23 protein-coding genes are annotated in these 20,149 nt (G+C 37.9%); 4 read left to right on the forward strand and 19 right to left on the reverse strand.

The window, feature by feature from the left end; all coding sequences use genetic code 11:
- Nucleotides 1–9: 9 nt before the first annotated feature.
- Nucleotides 10–150 (reverse strand): hypothetical protein, encoded by a 141-nt coding sequence (locus ACWATA_RS13860; protein ID WP_013056833.1) that lies wholly within the window; start codon nt 148–150, stop codon nt 10–12.
- 121 nt (nt 151–271) lie between these two features.
- Entirely contained in the window at nt 272–625 is a 354-nt protein-coding gene (locus ACWATA_RS13865; RefSeq protein ID WP_028413533.1) for a YolD-like family protein, read from the reverse strand.
- A gap of 248 nt (nt 626–873) precedes the next feature.
- Here ACWATA_RS13865 and ACWATA_RS13870 point away from each other — a divergent pair, with 248 nt between their 5' ends.
- Nucleotides 874–1,713 (forward strand): YitT family protein, encoded by an 840-nt coding sequence (locus ACWATA_RS13870; protein WP_028413534.1) that lies wholly within the window; start codon nt 874–876, stop codon nt 1,711–1,713.
- 150 nt (nt 1,714–1,863) lie between these two features.
- Here ACWATA_RS13870 and ACWATA_RS13875 read toward each other — a convergent pair whose 3' ends face one another.
- The 13 genes from ACWATA_RS13875 to ACWATA_RS13935 form a co-directional block, all read right to left on the reverse strand.
- A complete protein-coding gene (locus tag ACWATA_RS13875) occupies nt 1,864–2,859 on the reverse strand; it encodes a ketoacyl-ACP synthase III (RefSeq protein WP_154991402.1) in 996 nt (331 codons plus the stop codon).
- A 108-nt stretch (nt 2,860–2,967) separates the two neighbouring features.
- Nucleotides 2,968–4,041, reverse strand: coding sequence for a sulfate/molybdate ABC transporter ATP-binding protein (locus tag ACWATA_RS13880; RefSeq protein ID WP_033578842.1), 1,074 nt, complete (start codon nt 4,039–4,041; stop codon nt 2,968–2,970).
- Nucleotides 4,042–4,060: 19 nt separating this feature from the next.
- Entirely contained in the window at nt 4,061–4,927 is an 867-nt protein-coding gene (gene cysW, locus ACWATA_RS13885; protein ID WP_033578841.1) for a sulfate ABC transporter permease subunit CysW, read from the reverse strand.
- Between the two features lie 12 nt (nt 4,928–4,939).
- The gene (gene cysT, locus ACWATA_RS13890) at nt 4,940–5,776 is read right to left on the reverse strand and encodes a sulfate ABC transporter permease subunit CysT (protein WP_033578840.1); all 837 of its coding nucleotides are present in this window, start codon (nt 5,774–5,776) and stop codon (nt 4,940–4,942) included.
- Nucleotides 5,777–5,870: 94 nt separating this feature from the next.
- The gene (locus ACWATA_RS13895) at nt 5,871–6,935 is read right to left on the reverse strand and encodes a sulfate ABC transporter substrate-binding protein (protein ID WP_028413544.1); all 1,065 of its coding nucleotides are present in this window, start codon (nt 6,933–6,935) and stop codon (nt 5,871–5,873) included.
- Between the two features lie 252 nt (nt 6,936–7,187).
- On the reverse strand, nt 7,188–7,340 hold the full coding sequence (locus ACWATA_RS13900; RefSeq protein ID WP_013056825.1) for a Fur-regulated basic protein FbpA: 153 nt from the start codon (nt 7,338–7,340) through the stop codon (nt 7,188–7,190).
- Between the two features lie 347 nt (nt 7,341–7,687).
- Nucleotides 7,688–7,852 carry a YezD family protein gene (locus ACWATA_RS13905; RefSeq protein ID WP_013056824.1) on the reverse strand — a complete coding sequence of 55 codons (165 nt, stop codon included), beginning with the start codon at nt 7,850–7,852 and terminating at the stop codon, nt 7,688–7,690.
- A gap of 372 nt (nt 7,853–8,224) precedes the next feature.
- Nucleotides 8,225–9,604: a sensor histidine kinase gene (locus tag ACWATA_RS13910; protein ID WP_028413545.1), complete on the reverse strand. Its 1,380-nt coding sequence runs from the start codon at nt 9,602–9,604 to the stop codon at nt 8,225–8,227.
- Nucleotide 9,605: 1 nt separating this feature from the next.
- Nucleotides 9,606–10,280 carry a response regulator transcription factor gene (locus ACWATA_RS13915; RefSeq protein ID WP_013056822.1) on the reverse strand — a complete coding sequence of 225 codons (675 nt, stop codon included), beginning with the start codon at nt 10,278–10,280 and terminating at the stop codon, nt 9,606–9,608.
- A gap of 144 nt (nt 10,281–10,424) precedes the next feature.
- The gene (gene galU / locus ACWATA_RS13920) at nt 10,425–11,312 is read right to left on the reverse strand and encodes a UTP--glucose-1-phosphate uridylyltransferase GalU (RefSeq protein WP_071275016.1); all 888 of its coding nucleotides are present in this window, start codon (nt 11,310–11,312) and stop codon (nt 10,425–10,427) included.
- Nucleotides 11,309–11,713 carry a GtrA family protein gene (locus tag ACWATA_RS13925; RefSeq protein ID WP_033578837.1) on the reverse strand — a complete coding sequence of 135 codons (405 nt, stop codon included), beginning with the start codon at nt 11,711–11,713 and terminating at the stop codon, nt 11,309–11,311. Before ACWATA_RS13925 ends, galU begins: the two co-directional genes overlap by 4 nt.
- On the reverse strand, nt 11,706–12,671 hold the full coding sequence (locus ACWATA_RS13930; RefSeq protein ID WP_033578836.1) for a glycosyltransferase family 2 protein: 966 nt from the start codon (nt 12,669–12,671) through the stop codon (nt 11,706–11,708). Before ACWATA_RS13930 ends, ACWATA_RS13925 begins: the two co-directional genes overlap by 8 nt.
- Nucleotides 12,672–12,684: 13 nt before the next feature.
- Entirely contained in the window at nt 12,685–14,967 is a 2,283-nt protein-coding gene (locus ACWATA_RS13935) for an ArnT family glycosyltransferase (protein ID WP_473049922.1), read from the reverse strand.
- 241 nt (nt 14,968–15,208) lie between these two features.
- On the opposite strand from ACWATA_RS13935, the gene ACWATA_RS13940 reads away from it, so the two are divergent.
- Nucleotides 15,209–15,781, forward strand: coding sequence for a GNAT family N-acetyltransferase (locus tag ACWATA_RS13940; RefSeq protein WP_473049923.1), 573 nt, complete (start codon nt 15,209–15,211; stop codon nt 15,779–15,781).
- Between the two features lie 336 nt (nt 15,782–16,117).
- Here ACWATA_RS13940 and ACWATA_RS13945 read toward each other — a convergent pair whose 3' ends face one another.
- The 3 genes from ACWATA_RS13945 to ACWATA_RS13955 form a co-directional block, all read right to left on the reverse strand.
- Entirely contained in the window at nt 16,118–16,990 is an 873-nt protein-coding gene (locus tag ACWATA_RS13945; RefSeq protein ID WP_028413551.1) for an STAS domain-containing protein, read from the reverse strand.
- Nucleotides 16,991–17,383: 393 nt separating this feature from the next.
- Nucleotides 17,384–18,076, reverse strand: a complete 693-nt coding sequence (locus tag ACWATA_RS13950; RefSeq protein ID WP_028413552.1) for an LrgB family protein — start codon at nt 18,074–18,076, stop codon at nt 17,384–17,386.
- Nucleotides 18,046–18,450, reverse strand: a complete 405-nt coding sequence (locus ACWATA_RS13955; RefSeq protein ID WP_033578834.1) for a CidA/LrgA family holin-like protein — start codon at nt 18,448–18,450, stop codon at nt 18,046–18,048. Before ACWATA_RS13955 ends, ACWATA_RS13950 begins: the two co-directional genes overlap by 31 nt.
- Before the next feature lie 190 nt (nt 18,451–18,640).
- On the opposite strand from ACWATA_RS13955, the gene ACWATA_RS13960 reads away from it, so the two are divergent.
- Nucleotides 18,641–19,072: a MarR family winged helix-turn-helix transcriptional regulator gene (locus ACWATA_RS13960; protein ID WP_028413554.1), complete on the forward strand. Its 432-nt coding sequence runs from the start codon at nt 18,641–18,643 to the stop codon at nt 19,070–19,072.
- A gap of 105 nt (nt 19,073–19,177) precedes the next feature.
- Nucleotides 19,178–19,459, forward strand: a complete 282-nt coding sequence (locus ACWATA_RS13965; RefSeq protein ID WP_080754416.1) for a hypothetical protein — start codon at nt 19,178–19,180, stop codon at nt 19,457–19,459.
- A gap of 36 nt (nt 19,460–19,495) precedes the next feature.
- Here the strand turns inward: ACWATA_RS13965 and ACWATA_RS13970 are convergent, their stop codons facing one another.
- Complete coding sequence (locus tag ACWATA_RS13970) at nt 19,496–19,975, reverse strand: GNAT family N-acetyltransferase (protein WP_048021498.1); 480 nt, start codon at nt 19,973–19,975, stop codon at nt 19,496–19,498.
- Nucleotides 19,976–20,149: the final 174 nt, after the last annotated feature.

The raw sequence follows: 20,149 nt of genomic DNA on the forward strand, positions 1-20,149 counted from the left end.
AGTGACCCATCATTTAAATAAAAACAGAAGCATATATAATATAGAAGCAAGGGCAGAAGAAATAGCCAAACTTGAGATAAAACGAACGAGTCTTTTCTTAATGAACTGCGTTAATTCAATTTCTCTTACTTGAGTTTTTTCATTTTGCATACAATATCCCTTCTTTAATCAAAATTTCCTAGTAGCTAAAAGTGACTACTCGCAGAATATGCTTTTATGTATTGTATGCAAGCGTTAAAAAAAAGATACAAATTCAACAAAAAAGCTACTCTTAGCTAGAGTAGCTTTCATCTTTCCATACATCTGCTTCAATTACTGCATCCGCTCGAATCGAATATGTATAACAAGGCCCTGTCACCATCAGCGTATTCGACTGCAGAGAAACTTTATCGATTGTCACTCGTTCATATCTTTGAATATGTCCTGCTTCATAGACGTGAAGGGTTACTGGATGATGCTCCGAGTAACTGTTCATAATGACCTTTTCAATATGCTCAATCTTTTCTTTTTTCAACCCTAAAGACTGCTTATGCGCCTCGGGACTGTACATTTTCTTCATTTTCTCTAAATGCTCAGGCATTACTAACTTCGCATACTGTTTTAATTCATCTTGATACACGTTCATTCTCCCCCTTGACTCTTGCTTCTATTTTACCGAACGAACATTCTCATTGCAAAACTTTTTAATCAAAATAAAAGCAAACAATTTATTTTTTCATACTCCATAAAAACTGTCAAAAGATTTTATGTTGATAGCAGAAATTGATTTTTTAAAAAATAATAATATCCCATCTTTAATTCAGCCTCTAGAGTTGGTATAATACATTGTCATGACTGTGTTTTCGGAGTTTTTGATGATTGGAGGTAACGTTCATGATCAATAAAATAAAAGAAATTATCCTCATTATTCTAGGAAGCCTCATTTTCGCACTGGCCATTAATTATTTTGCTATTCCAAATGAATTAGCAGAAGGCGGCGTAACCGGTGTAACAATGATTACCTATTATGTACTAGGCTGGTCTCCTGGTATCACAAACTTTATATTAAACGGTTTGCTGGTACTGATCGGATACAAATTGCTTCACAAACGTGTGATTGCTTACACAATTATATGTATTATTTTCACATCTCTATTCCTACATATAACTGAAGGACTGGGAAATCCTCTTGACGATACGCTACTGGGGGCTATTTTTGCTGGTATTTTAGCCGGTGTAGGACTCGGGCTTGTGTTTAGAGGTGGCGGAACTTCCGGAGGCTCGGCAGTTATCGCCCGCTTAGCTAATCAATATCTAGACTGGAATATTAGCAAAACGATGCTAGCAATTGATTTATTAGTTGTAGCAAGCGCCTATTTTGTCATCGGTGGAGAAAAGACGATGTACACGGTTATTTCTCTTTATATCGGAACAAAGGTGCTGGATTATATTATTGAAGGACTCAACCCCCGCAAAGCAATCACCATTATTTCACACCGTTCAGCTGAAGTAGCCGAACAAGTTAACAAAAAGATGCAGCGAGGCGTCACTGTCTTTTCTGCTCATGGAAGCTATACAAAAGAAGCAAAAGACGTATTGTACGTAGTTGTGAACAAACAAGAACTATTAGAGTTAAAGCGCATTATTCATAAAGTCGATGAACAGGCTTTTGTGGTTGTCCACGATGTGCGAGACGTCTTTGGAGTAGGTTTTACTATTCCAAAAGCCAGCTAAAAACCCGCTGTAAAAAAGCGGGTTTTTTCTATTATATATGTTTGCGCTGGAAATACAGTAAACCTGCTGTTATAAAAAGAAAAAACTTTCTTGTAACGATAATAAAAAAGCGCTTCAATGAAAGCCTAAAAAACTAAAAGGCGATGCCTTTTAGCTTTTTTCTTTACACGTCCATTTAATTAACAAACCGCAATGCGTTAATCCTCCTCCAAACCCATAGAGAATAAGAAGGTCATTATCCCGTACTTTTCCTGTCATTATTCCTTCGTTCAAGGCAAGTGGAATAGAAGCTGAAGATGTATTTCCGCAGTATTGTACACTCGTTAACGTTTTATCCATTGAAACACCTGTTTTAGCACAAATAGCTTCAATCATCCGAAGGTTTGCACTGTGCGGAATAAACCAATTTACATCAGAAAGAGAAATGAAAGTACCCTTTAACAATGCTTCTACTCCTTTTGGAATCGTTCGGACAGCAAAGCGGTATACTTCACGCCCATTTTGAACTAAATTTCCGCTCGCGTTAATTTCTTTTCCTGAAAGAGTATCAGATAAATTAGAACGATATAAATTCACCCCTCCGCTTCCGTCCGTTCCGTAGTGACATCCTAAGAAACTTGGATTATGCTCATCGTATTCTACAAGCATAGCTCCCGCTCCGTCACCGAACAGCACGCAGGTGGCCCGGTCCGTATAATCTGTAATTTTCGACATGACTTCAGCACCAATAACTAAAATCTTTTTATGCAATCCGGACGTCACTAAGCCGTTCGCCATGTGAAGTCCATATGTAAAACCGGCGCATGCGGCACTTAAATCAAATGCAGCAGCTTGATCAATATGAAAGTAATCTTGAACCTGACATGCTACGCTAGGAAAAAAGTGATCCGGTGTTGTTGTCGAAACAATAATTGCATCTACATCTTCTATTTCTACAGCATATCGGTTGAGCAAATTTTCAACTGCTCGAATGGCAAGCGTAGACGTGTATTCGCCTTCACCAGCAATTCGCCGTTCTTTCATTCCCGTGCGCTGTACAATCCATTCGTCACTTGTATCAACCATTTCTTTTAAATGGTCGTTCGTTAATTTTTGCTTTGGTGTATATATCCCCATTCCTGTGATTCTAGCTTTTGATTGCATCATTTCTCCACCTCAAATCAGTTGATACTTAATTATAACACCTACTTTTAATATCTGGTACTAATTTATTAATAGATAAAAAGCGCAAAGGTATACCCTTCACGCTTTTTATCAAATAGAATAATCTTCTGGAATAAATACTTTTAGCTGCTTAGGCTTTACATACACCTGCTCTCCTACTTGAAGGCTGAGTGTTTTATAATGCTCTTTGCTTAATTCAGCTTCTAAAAATTCTTCTGCATCTTCTCTTTTTAATTCAATTTGCACGATAGGTCCTATCACATGAATATGGCTAACGGTTGCAGAAACGGCATCTGCGCTTGTTTTTACTTTTTCAAGGTGAATATCATGAGGTCGCACATATCCAACAGCTGCTTCTTCATTTCTTCCGCTAAATTCTGGAACATCCATTTCAAAGCTTCCTTGTTTTAGCCTGCCTTTATGAATGCGACCCTTAAATAAATTGACGTTTCCTAAAAAATCGTACACAAATGGACTGTTAGGATGATCATATACTTCCTCAGGACTTCCAATCTGCTCAATTTTCCCGTTGTTCATTACAACAATACGATCAGCTACATCTAAAGCTTCTTCTTGATCATGCGTAACGAATATACTCGTAATATGAAAGTCATTATGCAATTTACGCAGCCATCTGCGTAAATCTTTACGAACTTTCGCATCCAAAGCGCCAAAAGGTTCATCTAATAGCAGTACTTTCGGTTCCACTGCTAACGCTCGAGCAAGCGCTACTCGCTGGCGCTGTCCTCCCGATAATTGAGAAGGATAGCGATTTGCAAGCGGCTCTAGTTTCACAAGCTGCAGCAGCTCGGTTACTTTCTTGTTAATGTCCATTTTAGAAGGTCTTGTTTTTTTAGGTCGTACTTTTAAACCATACGCAATGTTATCAAACACAGTCATATGCCTGAACAAAGCATAGTGTTGAAAAACAAACCCTACATTCCGCTCTTTTGGATTTACGTGCGTAATTTCCTTTCCATCAAATAAAATAGCTCCTTGGTCAAGATGTTCAAGACCGGCAATGATGCGAAGCAAAGATGTTTTTCCAGAACCGGACGGACCGAGTAAAGCTACTAATTCACCCGTTTGAATATCAATGTTAATAGAATCCAGCGCTTTAAAATCACCAAAGTTCTTTGATACGTGCTTAATATGGATACTCATCTCATAAGCTCCTTCCTTTTTAAATATGTTTGGCTTTCCACTCAATAATATTTTTTACAATTAATGTAAATATAGCTAAAACTGACATTAAAGATGCTACCGCAAACGCTGCTGCAAATTGATATTCATTGTAGAGAATTTCAATATGAAGAGGCATCGTATTTGTCATTCCTCGAATGTGCCCCGACACAACGGAAACAGCTCCAAACTCTCCAATCGCCCTCGCATTACATAAAATGATTCCATATAATAAGCCCCATTTAATATTAGGTAATGTCACTAGAAAAAAAGTTTTGAAACCGCTGGCTCCTAACGTTAACGATGCCTCTTCTTCGGCTGACCCTTGAGCTTGCATGAGTGGAATCAATTCTTTGGCAACAAACGGAAGCGTTACAAAAAGGGTAGCTAATATAATACCGGGAATAGCAAAGACAATTTTGATGTCGTGATTAAACAGCCATTCTCCGAACAACCCTTGTGCACCAAATAATAAAATAAAAATCAATCCAGCAATAACAGGCGAAACGGCAAATGGTAAATCAATAAGCGTAATTAAAATATTCTTTCCTTTAAAATCAAACTTCGTAATTAACCATGCAGCTACCACGCCAAAAACGGCATTTAACGGAACGGTAATCAGCACAACGATTAACGTTAGTTTAATAGCAGCCAGGGCATCTGGATTTGTAATCGCAGCGAGATATGTTTCCCACCCTTTTTGAAAGGCTGTTATAAAAATCGTGATAAGCGGAAGCACTAAGAATAGAGCTAAAAAAGCCAGTGCAATAAATGTAAGCAGCCATCGGACGACTTTGGGCTCTTTTAAACTAGAATGAGTGATTTCAACAGTCGTTTTTGCGTGCTGCATTGGAACATGTCCTGCCAATGTCATCCCTCCTTAACTATGTATAAATTTACGATTTGTCCACCATTGAATAATATTAATAAGTAATAACAGAAAAAATGATACAACGAGCATGACTGATGCAATAGCAGTAGCTCCCGCATAATCGTACTGCTCGAGTTTTGTCATAATAATAAGCGGCGTAATTTCAGTTTTCATCGGCATATTTCCAGCAATAAAAACAACGGACCCATATTCTCCAAGCGCTCTTGCGAATGAAAGAGAAAAACCTGTTAAAACAGCCGGCACCAGCTCCGGAAAAATAACTTTTCTGAACGTTTGCATTCGGCTGGCTCCTAAACTAGCAGATGCTTCTTCGATCTCTGCATTAAAGTTTTGCAATACCGGCTGCACCATTCGGACGACAAACGGCAGACCGATAAACGTAAGAGCGATAATAATTCCGATAGGCGTAAATGCGATTTTAAACGTAAATAATTGACCAATCCATCCTTTCGGAACGTAAAGAGTGGTCAAGGCAATGCCGGCAACAGCCGTTGGCAAGGCAAACGGCAAATCCACAAGTCCGTCAATAAACCTCTTTCCAGGAAAATGATACCTCACTAATACCCACGCAATAATGGTTCCAAAAATAACATTAATGATGCCGGCTGCAAATGCTGCTCCAAAACTTAATTTATACGACGCTACTACTCTAGGTTCTGTAACAGTTTTAATAAAGTCGCTCCATCCCATAGATGCCGTATTTAAAAAAATCATAGCTAACGGAAAAAGCACAAGGATACTTGCATAAAACATCGTAAAACCTAAAGAAAGCCCAAATCCAGGTAAGATGCTTTTCTTTTTTTTCTGTCGTTGTAACACGCTCACGTCTTACACCTCTCTCTGCTTTCAAGATACATGTACACGGAAGATACGAATCACCATTCGTATCTTCCTCGTTCTACTTTTTTAATGAATCATATTACTTTGGCTGATAAATCTGATCGAATGTTCCCCCATCATTAAAATGCGTTTCTTGAGCTTTTTTCCAGCCGCCAAAATCTTTAATAGTGACTAGGTTAAGCGAAGGGAATTGATCTTTGTGTTTCTCTAATACTTTTTTATTTCGAGGACGATAGTAGTTTTCCGCTGCGATTTCCTGACCTTTTTCTGTATATAGGTATTTTAAGTATGCTTTTGCTACCTTTGTCGTGCCTTTCTTTTCAGCTACTTTATCTACTACAGCAACAGGTGGCTCTGCTAAAATACTTAATGACGGTGTTACAATTTCAAATTTATCTTTTCCTAGCTCATTTAACGATAAGTAAGCTTCGTTTTCCCATGCAATTAACACGTCTCCAATGCCTCGCTCTACAAAGGTAGTGGTAGCTCCGCGTGCGCCTGAGTCTAACACTTCGACATTTCCATAAAGCTTACTCATGAAGTCTTCAATCTTTTTGTTATCGCCGTTATATTTATCCTTCGCATATGCCCATGCAGCTAAATAATTCCAGCGCGCGCCTCCAGAAGTTTTTGGATTTGGCGTAATAACAGATGTACCTTTTTTCGTTAAATCATCCCAATCTTTAATTCCTTTTGGATTTCCTTTACGAACTAAAAAAACAATCGTTGATGTGTATGGTGTAGAATTATGAGCCAATTCTTTTTCCCAGTCTTTGTTTAATAATTGACGAGTTTGAGCGATTTCATCAATATCGTAAGCAAGCGCCAGCGTTACTACATCCGCTTCTAAACCGTCAATAACTGCTCGGCCTTGCTTACCAGAGCCACCGTGTGATTGCTGAATAGTGACGTCTTGCCCTGTTTTATCTTTCCAATAAGACGCAAAGCTCTTATTGAACTCCTGATAAAGCTCACGTGTAGGATCATATGAAACGTTTAAAAGTTCTACTGGTTTTTTTGAATCGTTTTTACTCGCAGAACTATCTTTCCCTGCTGTTTCAGTAGATTTTCCATTGCCGCAACCTGCTAGCACCACGAGCAGTGCTGTCAGCACCATTAAAAACTGAACTGCTTTTTTCTTCATGTTTTACTCCCCTTTTTATAAAAAAATACAAAAAGGCCGCTATCTCTTTAAAAAGAGAAGCAGCCTTCAGTTAGTCTGATCAGCGTATGTGCTCTTAAATTATTCTTATTAAATTTATTCGTAAGAATAAAAAGAAGATACTTTCTGAAAAGACAATTTATTCTTGTTTTTATAATAAACACACTTTACCCATTAGTCAACTAGGTTTTGGATCTTTTTTACACTTATTTTAGTTCTTTTTACGTATTTCCCTTACTTACTGCGTGCCTGATACTCTTTTTCTAAGTCAGAGAGTGTGAGTTCAAAAAGATGATGATTTTCTTTTTTATAAATCCCTTTTTTCAGTAACTCTTCAATGAGGTATTGTTTTCTTTGGCGCACCGCTGCTCGTAATAAATTTTCCATCTTTTCTCCTCCTATTATATTAATTTAAGAATAAAAAAAAGACTCCTAACACAGGTCAGAAGCCTTCGGTAATCCGATCAGCACAGGAATGAAACTGTCAGATCTTCATAATTTTAAAACGTATAAAGCTGCTGCTTTAGTAGCTTTACACTTTTCATCGTCATACTCATACAACCTCTAACTCAATTTTAATTCGAAAAATTCTAAATCTTCGACCGAAAAGAAAGTCAATTCTTCTTCGAATGCGCACGTTTTCTATATTTAATACAGTACTTGCTTGCTCCGCCGTCAAGCGTTCGCTATCTAGACAGGCCCTTCAGTTTCTCTAAATACGTATTGAAATAAGCTTATTTGTGGCTTGCTACTTTGCTTTTAGCTAAAAAGCGGTTTTTTTCCGTGCTGTCCACTTGAGTAATTTGTCCGTCGTGAAGAGTAATTAGTACAGATCCATAGTTGATTTCAGTTAGTAATTTAACAATATAATCTAATTTTTCTTGTGTAATTGAAGCCATTTTATCATTCTCCTATTCATAGATAAATTTATATTTTAGTTGCAGTTGAATAAACAAAGCGAACAACATCTATAAGTACTTGTATAATGTGCAGAAGATAAATACATCGTAATCCTCCCCATATGTTCAGTTGAAGATTGAGATTTTAATGACCACAACCAATGTACAGAAAAGGCCCACACCAGTAGCGAACAAGTATGAGCCTTCGGTTGACCGATCAGCTTCTTTAGCATCCCAATTTTTTCAAAAGATTTATACTATCTATATTATTTACACTTTACCTATATGTCAAGTAGGGATTAAAAAAATAAATAGATATTATTAATTTTTTTTATATCTTTGACCTAATAAAAAAGACTCATCTGCATGAACTTACACAGACGAGTCTTTTTTATTCCTATTTTTTTGGATAGGCAAAGTTACCGTAAAGATGCTTCCTTGTTCTTTTTTGCTTTCAACACGTATTGCGCCCTCATGCAGTCGCACAATTTTTTTGGTAATAGCTAGACCGAGGCCGCTTCCTTTTAACGTTCTGGATTTATCTACTTTATAAAAGCTTTCAAAAATATATTTTTGATCTTCTTCGATAATACCAATTCCATTATCCTTTATTTTCACGTCTATTTCTTCGTTTTTTTGATGAATGGATATTTTCACAAATCCATTTTCAGGCGTATATTTAACAGCATTTGTTACTAAATTTAGCCAAACTTGCTCTAACAAATCTTTATCTGCTTCTATTTGAACATTGGATAAATCAAGGTCAATTTCTATATTCTTTTTTATCCACTGAGGTTCTAAAGCCATGACCACATGCCTGATTTGTTCATCTAACCGGTATTGCTGCAGCATTAGCGTTTGATGTTCAGAGTCAAGAGAAGCAAGCTTTAGCAAATTGGAACTAAGCTGAGATAGTCTTGTACTTTCTTTTTCGATAATCGTTAAATATTGTATCTTTTTATCTTCACTGACGATATCATCTTTAAGTGCCGCTGAAAAACCGCGAATAGAGGTCAGCGGTGATTGAATTTCATGGGAAACGCTAGCAATAAACTCTTGCCTCATCGTTTCTATTTTGTTTAATTCTTTAGTCATTTGATTAAAGTTTTTAGTTAACAGACCAATTTCATCATTCGCTGCGTGCTCGACTTGCACATTGTATTCGCCTTGTCCGACAACTTTCATCGCTGTACTGAGACGCTTAATCGGTTTAATAATAATCGTTGAAACATATGCAAACAATACAATACCTACTAATAAAATCGTAATAAGCTGGATATTTTGAACATCTTGAATAACTGAAAATTGCCGCTGTGGATGAGACTGAATAAATAGAGCATACGACCGTCCATTTTCTTTAAAAGGGAGACCCACTACGTTTGGCTGTGGACGATCACCTTTTTCCTCGTTTAAATTAGAATAACGCTTCCCACCTAATACTTGATCTACTTCTTTCGGTGTAATTGGAATAGGCGGTCCCGGCTGTCCTAATACTTTCTCTTTATGCTGATCATCAATAATAATAAACGAAAAATGAATGAATGATGAATTAGATAAAAACCTTGCAGCTTTATCGGAGTCTTCTGCTCCGTACAAATCGATAAAATCTTCTCCCATCTTCACCATATCCTGACCTAATCGCATTTCGAGCTTCTGCTTGCTAAGAAATGTCGTGACAACAACGGTAATCACAACGCTCAATAAAATTGTAATGATGAACGATAGAACCAGCTTTACATAAATTGATTTCACGTTAACACCCTTCTGCTCTATAGCCTAGTCCGCGAATTGTTTTGATTTCCATACCGACGTTTTTCATATGATTAAGCCTCTCTCGCAGACGTTTTATGTGAACGTCTACCGTGCGCTCATCACCTTCATAATCATATCCCCAAATTAATTGAATAAGCTGATCACGAGTAAAAATCTTTCCTGGAGAACTAACTAATGTGAACAGTAATTCAAACTCTTTTAACGGCAGCTGTTCGCTTGTTTCTCCTGCACTCATCTCTAATTTGGTACGGTCCAATTTTATATTCCCCATATAAATTACATTGTTAGCTTCTACTCGGTACCTGCGTAAAAGGGCCTTTACACGAGCAACCATTTCCTGAGGATCAAAAGGCTTCACGACATAGTCGTCTGTTCCGATATCAAATCCTTTTAGTTTATCATGCGATTCGCCTCTAGCTGTTACCATCAAAACCGGTATATCAAAATACTCCTTAATTTCCTTTGTTAGTTCCCATCCGTCTTTAAATGGCATCATGATATCAACGACCGCTAGATCAATTCGAAACTCTTCCATTTTCGCCCACGCTTCTTCACCATCTGCTGCTTTTATAATTTTAAATCCTTGATTTTCTAAATATAATGATATCAGCTCTCGAATGTGTTGATCATCATCTGCAACTAATATTTGAATCATACATGTCTCTCCCTATTCCTAAGTTTGTCCAGCTTTTACGCACAGTAAGCTCTCTGTTTATACCAAACAGAGAGCCACATAAGATCATACAATGATTTTATACTTCAAATATGAACTGAATATGAACAAACTGATTAACTCTTATTAGCTGAAGTTGTTTGCTCGTTCTTTTTCTACAATTCCTTCCAAATACGATAAAAACGTTTGACGTAAATCTTTACGCTTTAACCCCACTTCTACCATTGCTTTCATATAGCCTACCTTATCTCCAATGTCAAAGCGCTGCCCTTCAAGTTCAACAGCAAACAATCGCTCTTTTTCACATACCACGCGCAGTGCATCTGTTAATTGTAATTCATTTCCTACCCCTCTTTCAATCGTTTTTAGATAAGAAAAAATAGAAGGGTTTAAAATATAGCGGCCCATAACGGCAATAGTTGACGGAGCTTGTTCTATTGATGGTTTTTCAATCAAGTCATTCACTTCGTGAAGGCTGCCAGATTTATTTCTCGGCTGAATAATGCCGTATTTTGATACTTCTTCCACATCCACTTTTTGAACTCCAATAACTGATTGATTAGTCGTTTCATACGCTTGAATCATCTGTTTAAGCGCAGGTTCTTCAGAAGTCATAATATCGTCTCCAAGAAGAACGGCAAACGGCTCATCTCCAATAAATTGCTCAGCACAAAGAATAGCATGACCAAGTCCTAACGGCTCTTTTTGACGAATATAGTGAATACTGGCCATTGATGAAATCGTTTGTACTTCTTTTAACATTTCGAACTTGTGCTTTTCTTCAAGCATTTGCTCTAATTCAATTGATTTGTCAAAATGGTCTTCAATTGATTTTTTATTTCGACCTGTAATAAAAATAATACTTTCAATACCTGATTTCACAGCTTCTTCTACAATGTATTGTACAGCAGGCTTATCGACAATTGGCAGCATTTCTTTGGGCTGCGCTTTTGTCGCTGGCAAAAATCGAGTTCCTAAACCGCCTACTGGAATAACTGCTTTTTTTATCGTCATATATGAATCCCTCTTTCTTTTTTAGTAGTAAATACAAATAATTTGGTGCCAATAAAATTGATACCGACACTTACGGTTGTAATTAAAAGTTTACTGATTAGCAGTGGTATACCCCATTTATTATATAGAACAGTCAACAGAAAAGATGTTAGGGATAAAGTGATTAAATTCACGATCACGAATGAAATCACTTCACGCTTACTGCTTTTTTCTTTTTTCTCAAACGTCCATTTACGATTCATGACATAACTGTTTAAAATGCCCGCACTGTATGAAATCCACTGCGCTAGTATGTAGTTCACACCGATTGTTGTTAAAAGTGCGTATACTGCAAAATCAATCAGTGTATTTACAACTCCTACTAACGCAAATTTAATCAAGGGTATCCATTTGTTAGTCACGAAGTGATACTTCCTTGCGTGTTTCAAGCTGATACTTTTCACGGACGATATAGAGTGGACGATTTTTTGTTTCATCGTAGATGCGGCCAATATATTCTCCGATCATACCAAGAATGATTAAAATGATGCCGCTAAAGAATAGCTGAATGACAATTAATGACGACCACCCTGTGATGGTGCTGTCTGTAAATAACTTCAAATACAGCACCACTAAAAGATAAATAAAACCAACACCTGATAGCGTTACACCAGCATAGCTAGCTAGCTTCAGCGGTTTATAGGAGAAAGACGTAATGCCATCCATTGAAAGCTTCAGCATCTTTTTCAAAGGATATTTTGACTCCCCGGCCAAACGCTCGTCTCGCTCATATTCTACTGCTATTTGCTTAAAGCCAACCCAGCTTACTAATCCGCGAACAAAGCGATTTTTTTCTTGAATGCTATTCATTTGATTGCACACTTTACGATCTAGTAAACGAAAATCCCCTGTATCGAGCGGAATATCAATATCGGTCATCGCACGTAAGAAACGATAAAACATAGCCGCTGTTTGCTTTTTAAAATATGTTTCTCCTTTTCGCTTTGTACGCTTAGCGTATACAACGTCAAATCCTTGCTTCCATTTTTCAATCATCTCTAAAATTAATTCGGGCGGGTCTTGCAAATCAGCATCAATCACAACGACCGCCTCTCCTCGTGCATAATCCATACCAGCTGTAATAGCAATTTGATGACCAAAGTTACGGGCAAAATCTAATAAAACAACCGCTGGGTCTTGCTCACTGTACTCTTTAATAATTTCTGCCGTTCGGTCTCTACTGCCGTCGTTCACGAAAAGAAGCTCGTAAGCTTCTTTCGTTGAACGCATCACTTCTGTTAGACGGCGATAGGTTTCATGAATCACTTCTTCTTCGTTGTAGACGGGAACAACAATAGAATATTTAATAATTGAACTCATGTTCATGTCCTCCTTATTTAAGCGTTATTTCGTATAATGTTCCGTTTCCAGATGGTCCTTGCTGAGAACTTGATGAAGTAGACTGCCATTTGGAAGAAGGGATCTCCTTACTATTTTCTTTAATCCACGTGATAACGTCAGATTGGCCTCCCTTACCCATTCCAGACAGGTAGAAATATTTCACTTCACCTTTTTTAATCATAGATTTTAATTTACTCACCGTTAGAATTGGATCTGAACCGCTAAATCCTCCCATTGCCATGACTGGCTTGCCCGTTTTGATAATGTAAGGCGCAGCTGAAGTTGAATCCGTTGTGGCAAATAAATATTTTTCGCCTGTATTATTTTTTGTTAAATAGTTTAGTAGCTTTGTATTTACTTCTGCGTTCATCCCTCCACTTTTTCGTTTTGAAGATGATAATTTGCTTGAAGAGCTACTTGGCATTTGCATTTGAACATTATTTTTGGACGAGCCTCCTGGCATTTGACCGCTGTTTGACGATCCGCTTGGCGGCTGCATTTGACCATTATTGGACGAACCGCCCGGCATTTGCATTTGACCGCCGTTCGATGAACCGCTTGGCGGCTGCATTTGATTGTTTGAAGATGAATTGCTGCCAGAGCTTCCTGGAGGCTGCATGCCGTTAAAGCCAGACTGTTTGCTATTTGTAGCTGTGCTTGGAGGTCCTCCCATACCGCTTGAAGAATCAGGACCTGCTGCTGGAAGCATGCTATTTCCACCATAAATAATTGGTGTCATCGCCCAGTACGCCGGCATTGCAAGCAAGACAACCATTGCTGCTACTCCTAAATAATTCGTTACAGAATTTTTACGCTCTTTACGAATAGCTAAAACAAGAGCTAAAATGACGCCCAGTGCCCCTACACCTGCAATTGGCGCTACGCCGATTGAGCTGACATAAGGAGACATGATATATACTTGAAGCGCTGCTGTTGTTAAAATACCACTCGGCAGCAGCCATGATTTCCAGCCATTATGCTGTTTGTACATACTCCATAAAGCTACTGCTCCCGCTCCTGCAAATGCTGCGATTGGAGGTGCCAGCATAATTAAATAATACTGATGGAAAAATCCTGCGATACTAAAGAAAACAGCTACCGGCAGCAGCCAAGCTAACCAAAATAAACTTTCTTTTTGTTTTGCCGTGTAAGGTCCTTTAAATTTCACTCCAGCAAATAGACCCACGATTGAAAAGATTACAAATGGCAATAACCAGCTGATTTGATCTGATAACCCTTTTTGGAACAGTCGGAATGGACCAGGGTTCCCCGTGTTGAACATTCCGTTTTGATTTCCTCCATCTGGAGCCTGCATCTTTTGAGAAGAGCTGCTCTTGCTTTGATTTGAGCTTTGTGAAGACTCAGCATTTGAATTACTCGTTTGTTTTGTTTCACTGCTTGCTGTTTGCTGCTGAGCTTGAGCAGGCTGTTTATGACTGCTTCCCGTTACGCTTGTATTTCCAGTTAAACGATTGATACCGTTATATCCAAAAGCAAGCTCTAGAACTGAATTTGTTTGACTGCTTCCCATATAAGGACGCTTATCAGCCGAAGTTGAATCTACTACAACTGCCCATGAGACAGAAACAGCGAGCATCAGTGCAGTTGCTGTTGTTAAAAAAGCAATTTTCTTTTTCCACGTAATTTTGGTTGCCACTACATAGAAAACATAGAATGATGGTAAAACCATGTATGCTTGAAGCATTTTCATGTTAAATGCAACACCAATCATCGCAAAAGCCGCTAACACCCAGCCAAATTTAGCTGTACGCACAGCACGAAACAACATCCACGTTGCTACTAATAATGTAAACACAAGCATACTATCAATATTATTTGTTCGGCTTACCGCGGGCACAATCGGCGTCAGAGCCATCGCAAGAGCAGCAAACCTCCCAGCCCATACGCCAAACGTACGTTTCACGAGTACGTATAGTAAAAGAACTGAACCGATGCCTGCTAATGCTTGCGGTAAAATGACGCTCCACCCGTGAAATCCAAATATTTTGGCGCTAATTGTCTGAATCCAAAACACAACCGGCGGCTTATCAATGGTTACATAGCCTCCTGGATCAAAAGATGCGTAAAAGAAATTATGAAAACTTTGAAGCATACTTTTGACAGCTGCCGTGTAATAAGCGTTGGCGTATTCATCTGTCCAAATTTTAAATAAGTTCAAAAACGCTGCAATTAAAACAATTGGAACTAAAAATAAGTCTATTCTTTTTTTGTTTGAAGTCCGTTCTTCTTTCACTTCACTGTTCATGTGTTTCATTTCACTCCTTCGTAATTTCTGACTTTAGTCTAACAAGCTTATGTGAACTGATTATGAACAGTGAAAATAATGTTTTTATTTTTTAAAAAGCTATTTGACCTCTTACGCTCAGCAATGAAATATTTTACAATTAAAGAATCAAGTACATGAAATGAAAAGGATCTTTCTTGGATGCTGCAGCTTCTATGAAACATTCTTATCAACACTTCATCCACTTCTTGCTGAGAAAGGAGACAACTTTATGATTCAATTAAAAGATATATACGGAAATTTACCCACACTAGAAACAGAAAGACTCCGCTTGCGGAAAGTTACCAAAAAAGATGTGCGTGACATGTTTGAATATGCCTCAAATGAAAAGGTAAGCAGATATGTAAATTGGGAAAAGCACCGAAAGCTTCAAGATACAAAAGAGTTTGTTTCCTTCGTTTTAAAGCAGTACAGCAACCAATCCATTTCTCCTTGGGCTATGGAAATCAAAGCCCTGAAAAAATGTATTGGCACCATTGACTTTGTCACTTGGAACCCTACTCATCGCATTGCGGAAATTGGCTATGCGATTTCTGAAGCATATTGGAATAAGGGATTTGTTACGGAAGCAGCTGAAAAAGTAATTGCGTTTGGATTTGAAGAAATGGATTTAGTGCGCATTCAGGCCAGGTGCTTTGTTGAAAATGCCGCTTCTGAGAAAGTGATGAAAAAAATCGGTATGTCTTATGAAGGAACAATTCGAAAAGCCATGTTTATTAAAGGAGCTCATCAAGACTTAAAGTTATATTCAATCTTGCGAGAAGAATACACGCGCAACGCGTAGAAAATGTATAAAATACTTTCCATAACACAGGCTAACTTCAACACTAACTCTTCCTTTTGAGGTGAACAATGTTGGAGCAAGCAATTCAGCATTTAGACTTATCTGCACACGGTTTGTGGTTTCCGATTACCGTTAGTTTATGCTTATTTATTCTTGCCCTTGTTTTATTTAAACGGCTGGTTTTTTATCTATTCAATAGCGGTATACTTCCTCGTTTATGCTTTTGTGCTGCCATGGCATATCGCATTTATTAAGTAAAAAAGCGGATGTTGATTAACATCCGCTTTTTTACTATGCACTTACTTTCTACATGCTGAAATCCATATTTATGGCCGGTCATTTTATGCGCCGCGATGACACATGCGTGCGGCTATGCTCTTCAGGACGTGTAAACCCAATTTTTAAAAGCGCCGCTTCTAAATTTGCTTCTGTTTTAATTTGATTAAAATCAATTCCTAGTTTCACTACCGTTTGGGCAATTTCCGGTCGTATCCCCGTTATAATAGCTTCCACTCCCACCAATTTAAGCGATCGATGAATTTTAAAAAGATTGTCTGCTACCATTGTATCAATAATCACGACACCTGAAATATCTAAAATAAGATAAGATAATTGAAGGCTTGTCCCTTTTTTCAAGCAGGTTTCCATAATAACTTGCGAGCGGTGGGTATCAATTTCTCCAATAATCGGCATAATAGCAATCCCTTTTGTGACAGGTACGAGCGGAACTGAAAGTTCTTCTAGTGACGTATAAGCTAAATTCATCATATATCGATTATGCTCGTCATAAATTTGACCAAAAACACATGTTACCGTATCTAAAAGTGGATCAATTCGTTCACTGACATGCAGCATGGTAATTGCCGCAAACTGATGCTCCTCTAGTTCTCTTGTAAATACATCCCAAATAACGCTGCGATAGATTGGAAGGATACCTAGTGCTTTTTCTAAAGGAATATTTTTTTCCACTGCATATTTACCCGTATCAAGTGCCCATTCTTTAACAAGTTTAAGTACAGCCTCCTGTTCTTCAAATAGAGATCTCCCAAAGTATTCCATAATTGACACTCGCCACTTCAGAATTTTCTTTTCTTTCAATTCCTCTAGACTTAGTGTATGTGTAGCATCTAAACGTTCGGCTAATTTTTCTGACAAGCTATATTTATGTTCAAGAATCTTTTTTCCTATATACACGAGCTCCTCTTTCATAAAATACGTTCAGCTCCTCTTTTCTGCTATTTTTACTGCGTATACAACCTTGACTAAGCCTACTTATCCATCCAAAAATTGACTAGCCTTCCTAAAAATAACAAAAAAGCGGTTATTTTATGAATTTTCTTTCTTTTTATTATAGTACCAGAGTAAGAGCCGCACAACTTAAAATTTGCTTCGGAAAAAATTTATGCTTTTATATAAAAAGCGAGATGGGGGCATAACGAAATCAACAGTTAGAAGCCAGTACATACATTAAATCTACGTTTACGATGAGCATAAAAAAACACGAACTATCCATCACCTTTCAATAGATCGTTCGTGTTCAACTTTAACTAACATACTTTTGTCTCAGCCTCGTTTTTTATATTCACTTTCTTTTATCTCGCCTTACACTTGGAATAGCCAGACAACAATTGGCCCAAAAACGGATCCTAATACAGCGCTTAACGTCATTGATACTGAACTCATCGATACCGTTAGCTCACCGTATTCAAATGCTTTAGAAGTTCCTAGCGCATGAGAAGCACTGCCTAATGCAATTCCTTTTCCTAAAGAACTCTTGATCCGAATCCATTTTAAAAGTAGCGGTCCAAGGATTACTCCAGAAAAACCTGCAATCATAACAAATACCACGGTCATCGATGGAACGCCCCCTAGTCCTGTGGCGATCTGAATCGCTACCGGAGTAGTAATAGACTTAGGAATAATGGATAAAATCAGGCTTCGATCAACGCCAAATACTTCAGCAAACACAAGTCCGCTGATCATGCCTGCGAATAACCCTACAAATACCCCTCCAATAATAGGAACGCTGTATTTTACTAGCATCTCACGCTGTTTATAGAGTGGATACGCTAATGCAACAACCGCTGGTCCTAGAAGTGAATTAATCCATTTGCCTCCAATCATATACTCATCATAGGAAACATGAAAAGCAAGCAAAAGAAGAATAACGAATATGGTTGTAGTTAAAACAGGAATAAGAATCGGATAGGAGAACCGCACGTATACTTTTGCCATGACTAGATACAAAGCAACTGTAGCTACGATTATAAAGACCGCGATAAAGAATTCTTGCACTGTTGTTTCTCCTTTCGTTTGTTCGCTTTCTTTTCCAAAAGTTGGCTGGCAGTCCCTGCGGCGGCCATCGTAACAATCGTACTAAGCACAATAATTAAAAATAAAACCGCTCCGCTGCTTGAAAGAAGCGAAGGATAATTCATCACACCTGCCATAGCTGGTATGAATAATAGCGGTAAAAAAGATAACAAGAAACTTGCTCCGTCTTCAATTATTTTGATGGGAACAACTTTGCACGTTAAGCAAATGAGCATTAAAATTAAGCCTATAATACTGCCTGGAATAGGTAGATGAAGCATATGGTGAACAGCTTCGCCAATCATAGAAAAAGCATAAAGAATCGCAATTTGTAAAATGATTCGTATCACTTTCATTATAGGTCACTGTCCTATAAATAAAGAACAGCTGCCCTCCTCTCTTTATTTTGTCATGTTGTCTAATATTTAACTATATAAACACCTTTACTTTACCTACTTTTACTTGTACTATACAACTATATATACATTTGTATTATACAAGTATATATTTCTTTGTCAATGAATGATTTTGTAAGGGGCGATTATAATGCAAGAAAAGAATTCAATTGAATTGATTGAATATGAACTTACTACCTTTATTAGACGAGCGGTCTATCTTGATAATTCCGAAAATAAAATAGGAAACCTAGAAAGATCAGCTTATTTATTGCTGCGGCAATTAGATGAATTTGGACCAGCTCGTGTAAAAGAACTGGCAGAAGCATTTAAACTCGACATTTCAACTCTTTCTAGACAGGCTGCTGCTTTAGAAAATAAAAAGCTTATTTCTCGCTCCTCTGATCCTTCGGATGGACGAGTCAGCCTATTTGACATCACAACACGCGGGAAACAAATGCTGCAAACTGATAAGCAAATGCGCCTTGAACGCTATCATAGTATGTTAAAAAAATGGTCAAGTGAAGAAAAGGAGCTATTTGGCAAACTATTAATGCGGATGAATGACGCATTTATCGATTAAATAGAAATTCATGAAAATTAGGCTACTGCTGCAAGGTGTTTGTCCCTTTCTCTTTTCTCTTTTTTGCATTTAATGTAAAGAGACTATTGAAAAGGATGTATGATTATGTCTGTTCCGAATAAACGGAAAGCCACGCCCTGCCTCTTCCCCGGCTATAAATGGTGTGGCCCCGGATGCAGTGGTCCGGGATGTCCTGTAAATGATGTAGACTGCTGCTGTAAATACCATGATTTATGCTATGAAGATTACGGATCATGCCGCTCATGTGATGAGCAATTTCTTGAGTGTCTTTGCTCCAAAGCAAATCCGTACAGTTTAAAAGGAAGACAGGCATACGCTATGTATACCTATATGCGGCTGAAGTTAGCTTTAAAACAATATGACTAAGCAGAAAAGAGGTGAATTAAAAAATTCATCTCTTTTTTATGCCATTTTATCCGTATGAATCCAAAAGCGTTGAACAATAGCCCCGTCCTCTTCTATATAATCCTCGTCTTGTATACCACCGTTTGCCAGAATAGTTCGACGAGAAGCAGTGTTCCAATCATCACACACAACTAATGCCCGTTGGACTCCCAGCTTTTTAATTTCTTGAAGAGATAACCTCAGTAGCAGCTTGGCATATCCTTTTTGTCTTTCACTTGGCCGAATACCATACCCTATATGTCCTCCGCTGTTTCGAAGTATTTCACTTAGCTCATGGCGGATATTAACTACGCCTATTACTCTTTCGTGATGCATTAGCCAGTAAGTGGAATCGGGTACAAATCCTTTTTTTAATCCGATCCCTTTTTCTGCATCTAATAACTCTTGAACCATTTTTTCAAAGTAAGCAGGATCTTTAGCAATGACCCACGGAATCATTTTTTCTCCGCTTGCTTTCCATTCATGATAAAAGCTCATATAAGCCTTTTTATAAGCTGCATCTGGTTTAATTAAAACAGCGGTTTCCACGTACCTTCCTCCTTTTTGTTTATTATGTTTATACTACCGATTTTTCCCAATAAATAAAAGAGGATAATTTACGTGATGTGATCGTTGTATGAGCTTATTTATAAGGTATGTAACAAAAAGCGC

The organism is Priestia sp. USM5 (genome assembly GCF_058323215.1).

Coding starts and splice junctions, on each gene's coding strand:
- ACWATA_RS13880 (WP_033578842.1), bottom strand. CDS start 4,041: ATGAGTATCCATATTAAGCACGTATCAAAGAACTTTGGTGATTTTAAA.
- ACWATA_RS13870 (WP_028413534.1), top strand. CDS start 874: ATGATCAATAAAATAAAAGAAATTATCCTCATTATTCTAGGAAGCCTC.
- ACWATA_RS13970 (WP_048021498.1), bottom strand. CDS start 19,975: ATGAGCTTTTATCATGAATGGAAAGCAAGCGGAGAAAAAATGATTCCG.
- ACWATA_RS13960 (WP_028413554.1), top strand. CDS start 18,641: ATGCAAGAAAAGAATTCAATTGAATTGATTGAATATGAACTTACTACC.
- ACWATA_RS13860 (WP_013056833.1), bottom strand. CDS start 150: ATGCAAAATGAAAAAACTCAAGTAAGAGAAATTGAATTAACGCAGTTC.
- ACWATA_RS13935 (WP_473049922.1), bottom strand. CDS start 14,967: ATGAAACACATGAACAGTGAAGTGAAAGAAGAACGGACTTCAAACAAA.
- ACWATA_RS13915 (WP_013056822.1), bottom strand. CDS start 10,280: ATGATTCAAATATTAGTTGCAGATGATGATCAACACATTCGAGAGCTG.
- ACWATA_RS13945 (WP_028413551.1), bottom strand. CDS start 16,990: ATGAAAGAGGAGCTCGTGTATATAGGAAAAAAGATTCTTGAACATAAA.
- galU (WP_071275016.1), bottom strand. CDS start 11,312: ATGACGATAAAAAAAGCAGTTATTCCAGTAGGCGGTTTAGGAACTCGA.
- ACWATA_RS13930 (WP_033578836.1), bottom strand. CDS start 12,671: ATGAGTTCAATTATTAAATATTCTATTGTTGTTCCCGTCTACAACGAA.
- ACWATA_RS13965 (WP_080754416.1), top strand. CDS start 19,178: ATGTCTGTTCCGAATAAACGGAAAGCCACGCCCTGCCTCTTCCCCGGC.
- ACWATA_RS13905 (WP_013056824.1), bottom strand. CDS start 7,852: ATGGCTTCAATTACACAAGAAAAATTAGATTATATTGTTAAATTACTA.
- ACWATA_RS13865 (WP_028413533.1), bottom strand. CDS start 625: ATGAACGTGTATCAAGATGAATTAAAACAGTATGCGAAGTTAGTAATG.
- ACWATA_RS13900 (WP_013056825.1), bottom strand. CDS start 7,340: ATGGAAAATTTATTACGAGCAGCGGTGCGCCAAAGAAAACAATACCTC.
- ACWATA_RS13955 (WP_033578834.1), bottom strand. CDS start 18,450: ATGAAAGTGATACGAATCATTTTACAAATTGCGATTCTTTATGCTTTT.
- ACWATA_RS13895 (WP_028413544.1), bottom strand. CDS start 6,935: ATGAAGAAAAAAGCAGTTCAGTTTTTAATGGTGCTGACAGCACTGCTC.
- ACWATA_RS13875 (WP_154991402.1), bottom strand. CDS start 2,859: ATGATGCAATCAAAAGCTAGAATCACAGGAATGGGGATATATACACCA.
- ACWATA_RS13940 (WP_473049923.1), top strand. CDS start 15,209: ATGATTCAATTAAAAGATATATACGGAAATTTACCCACACTAGAAACA.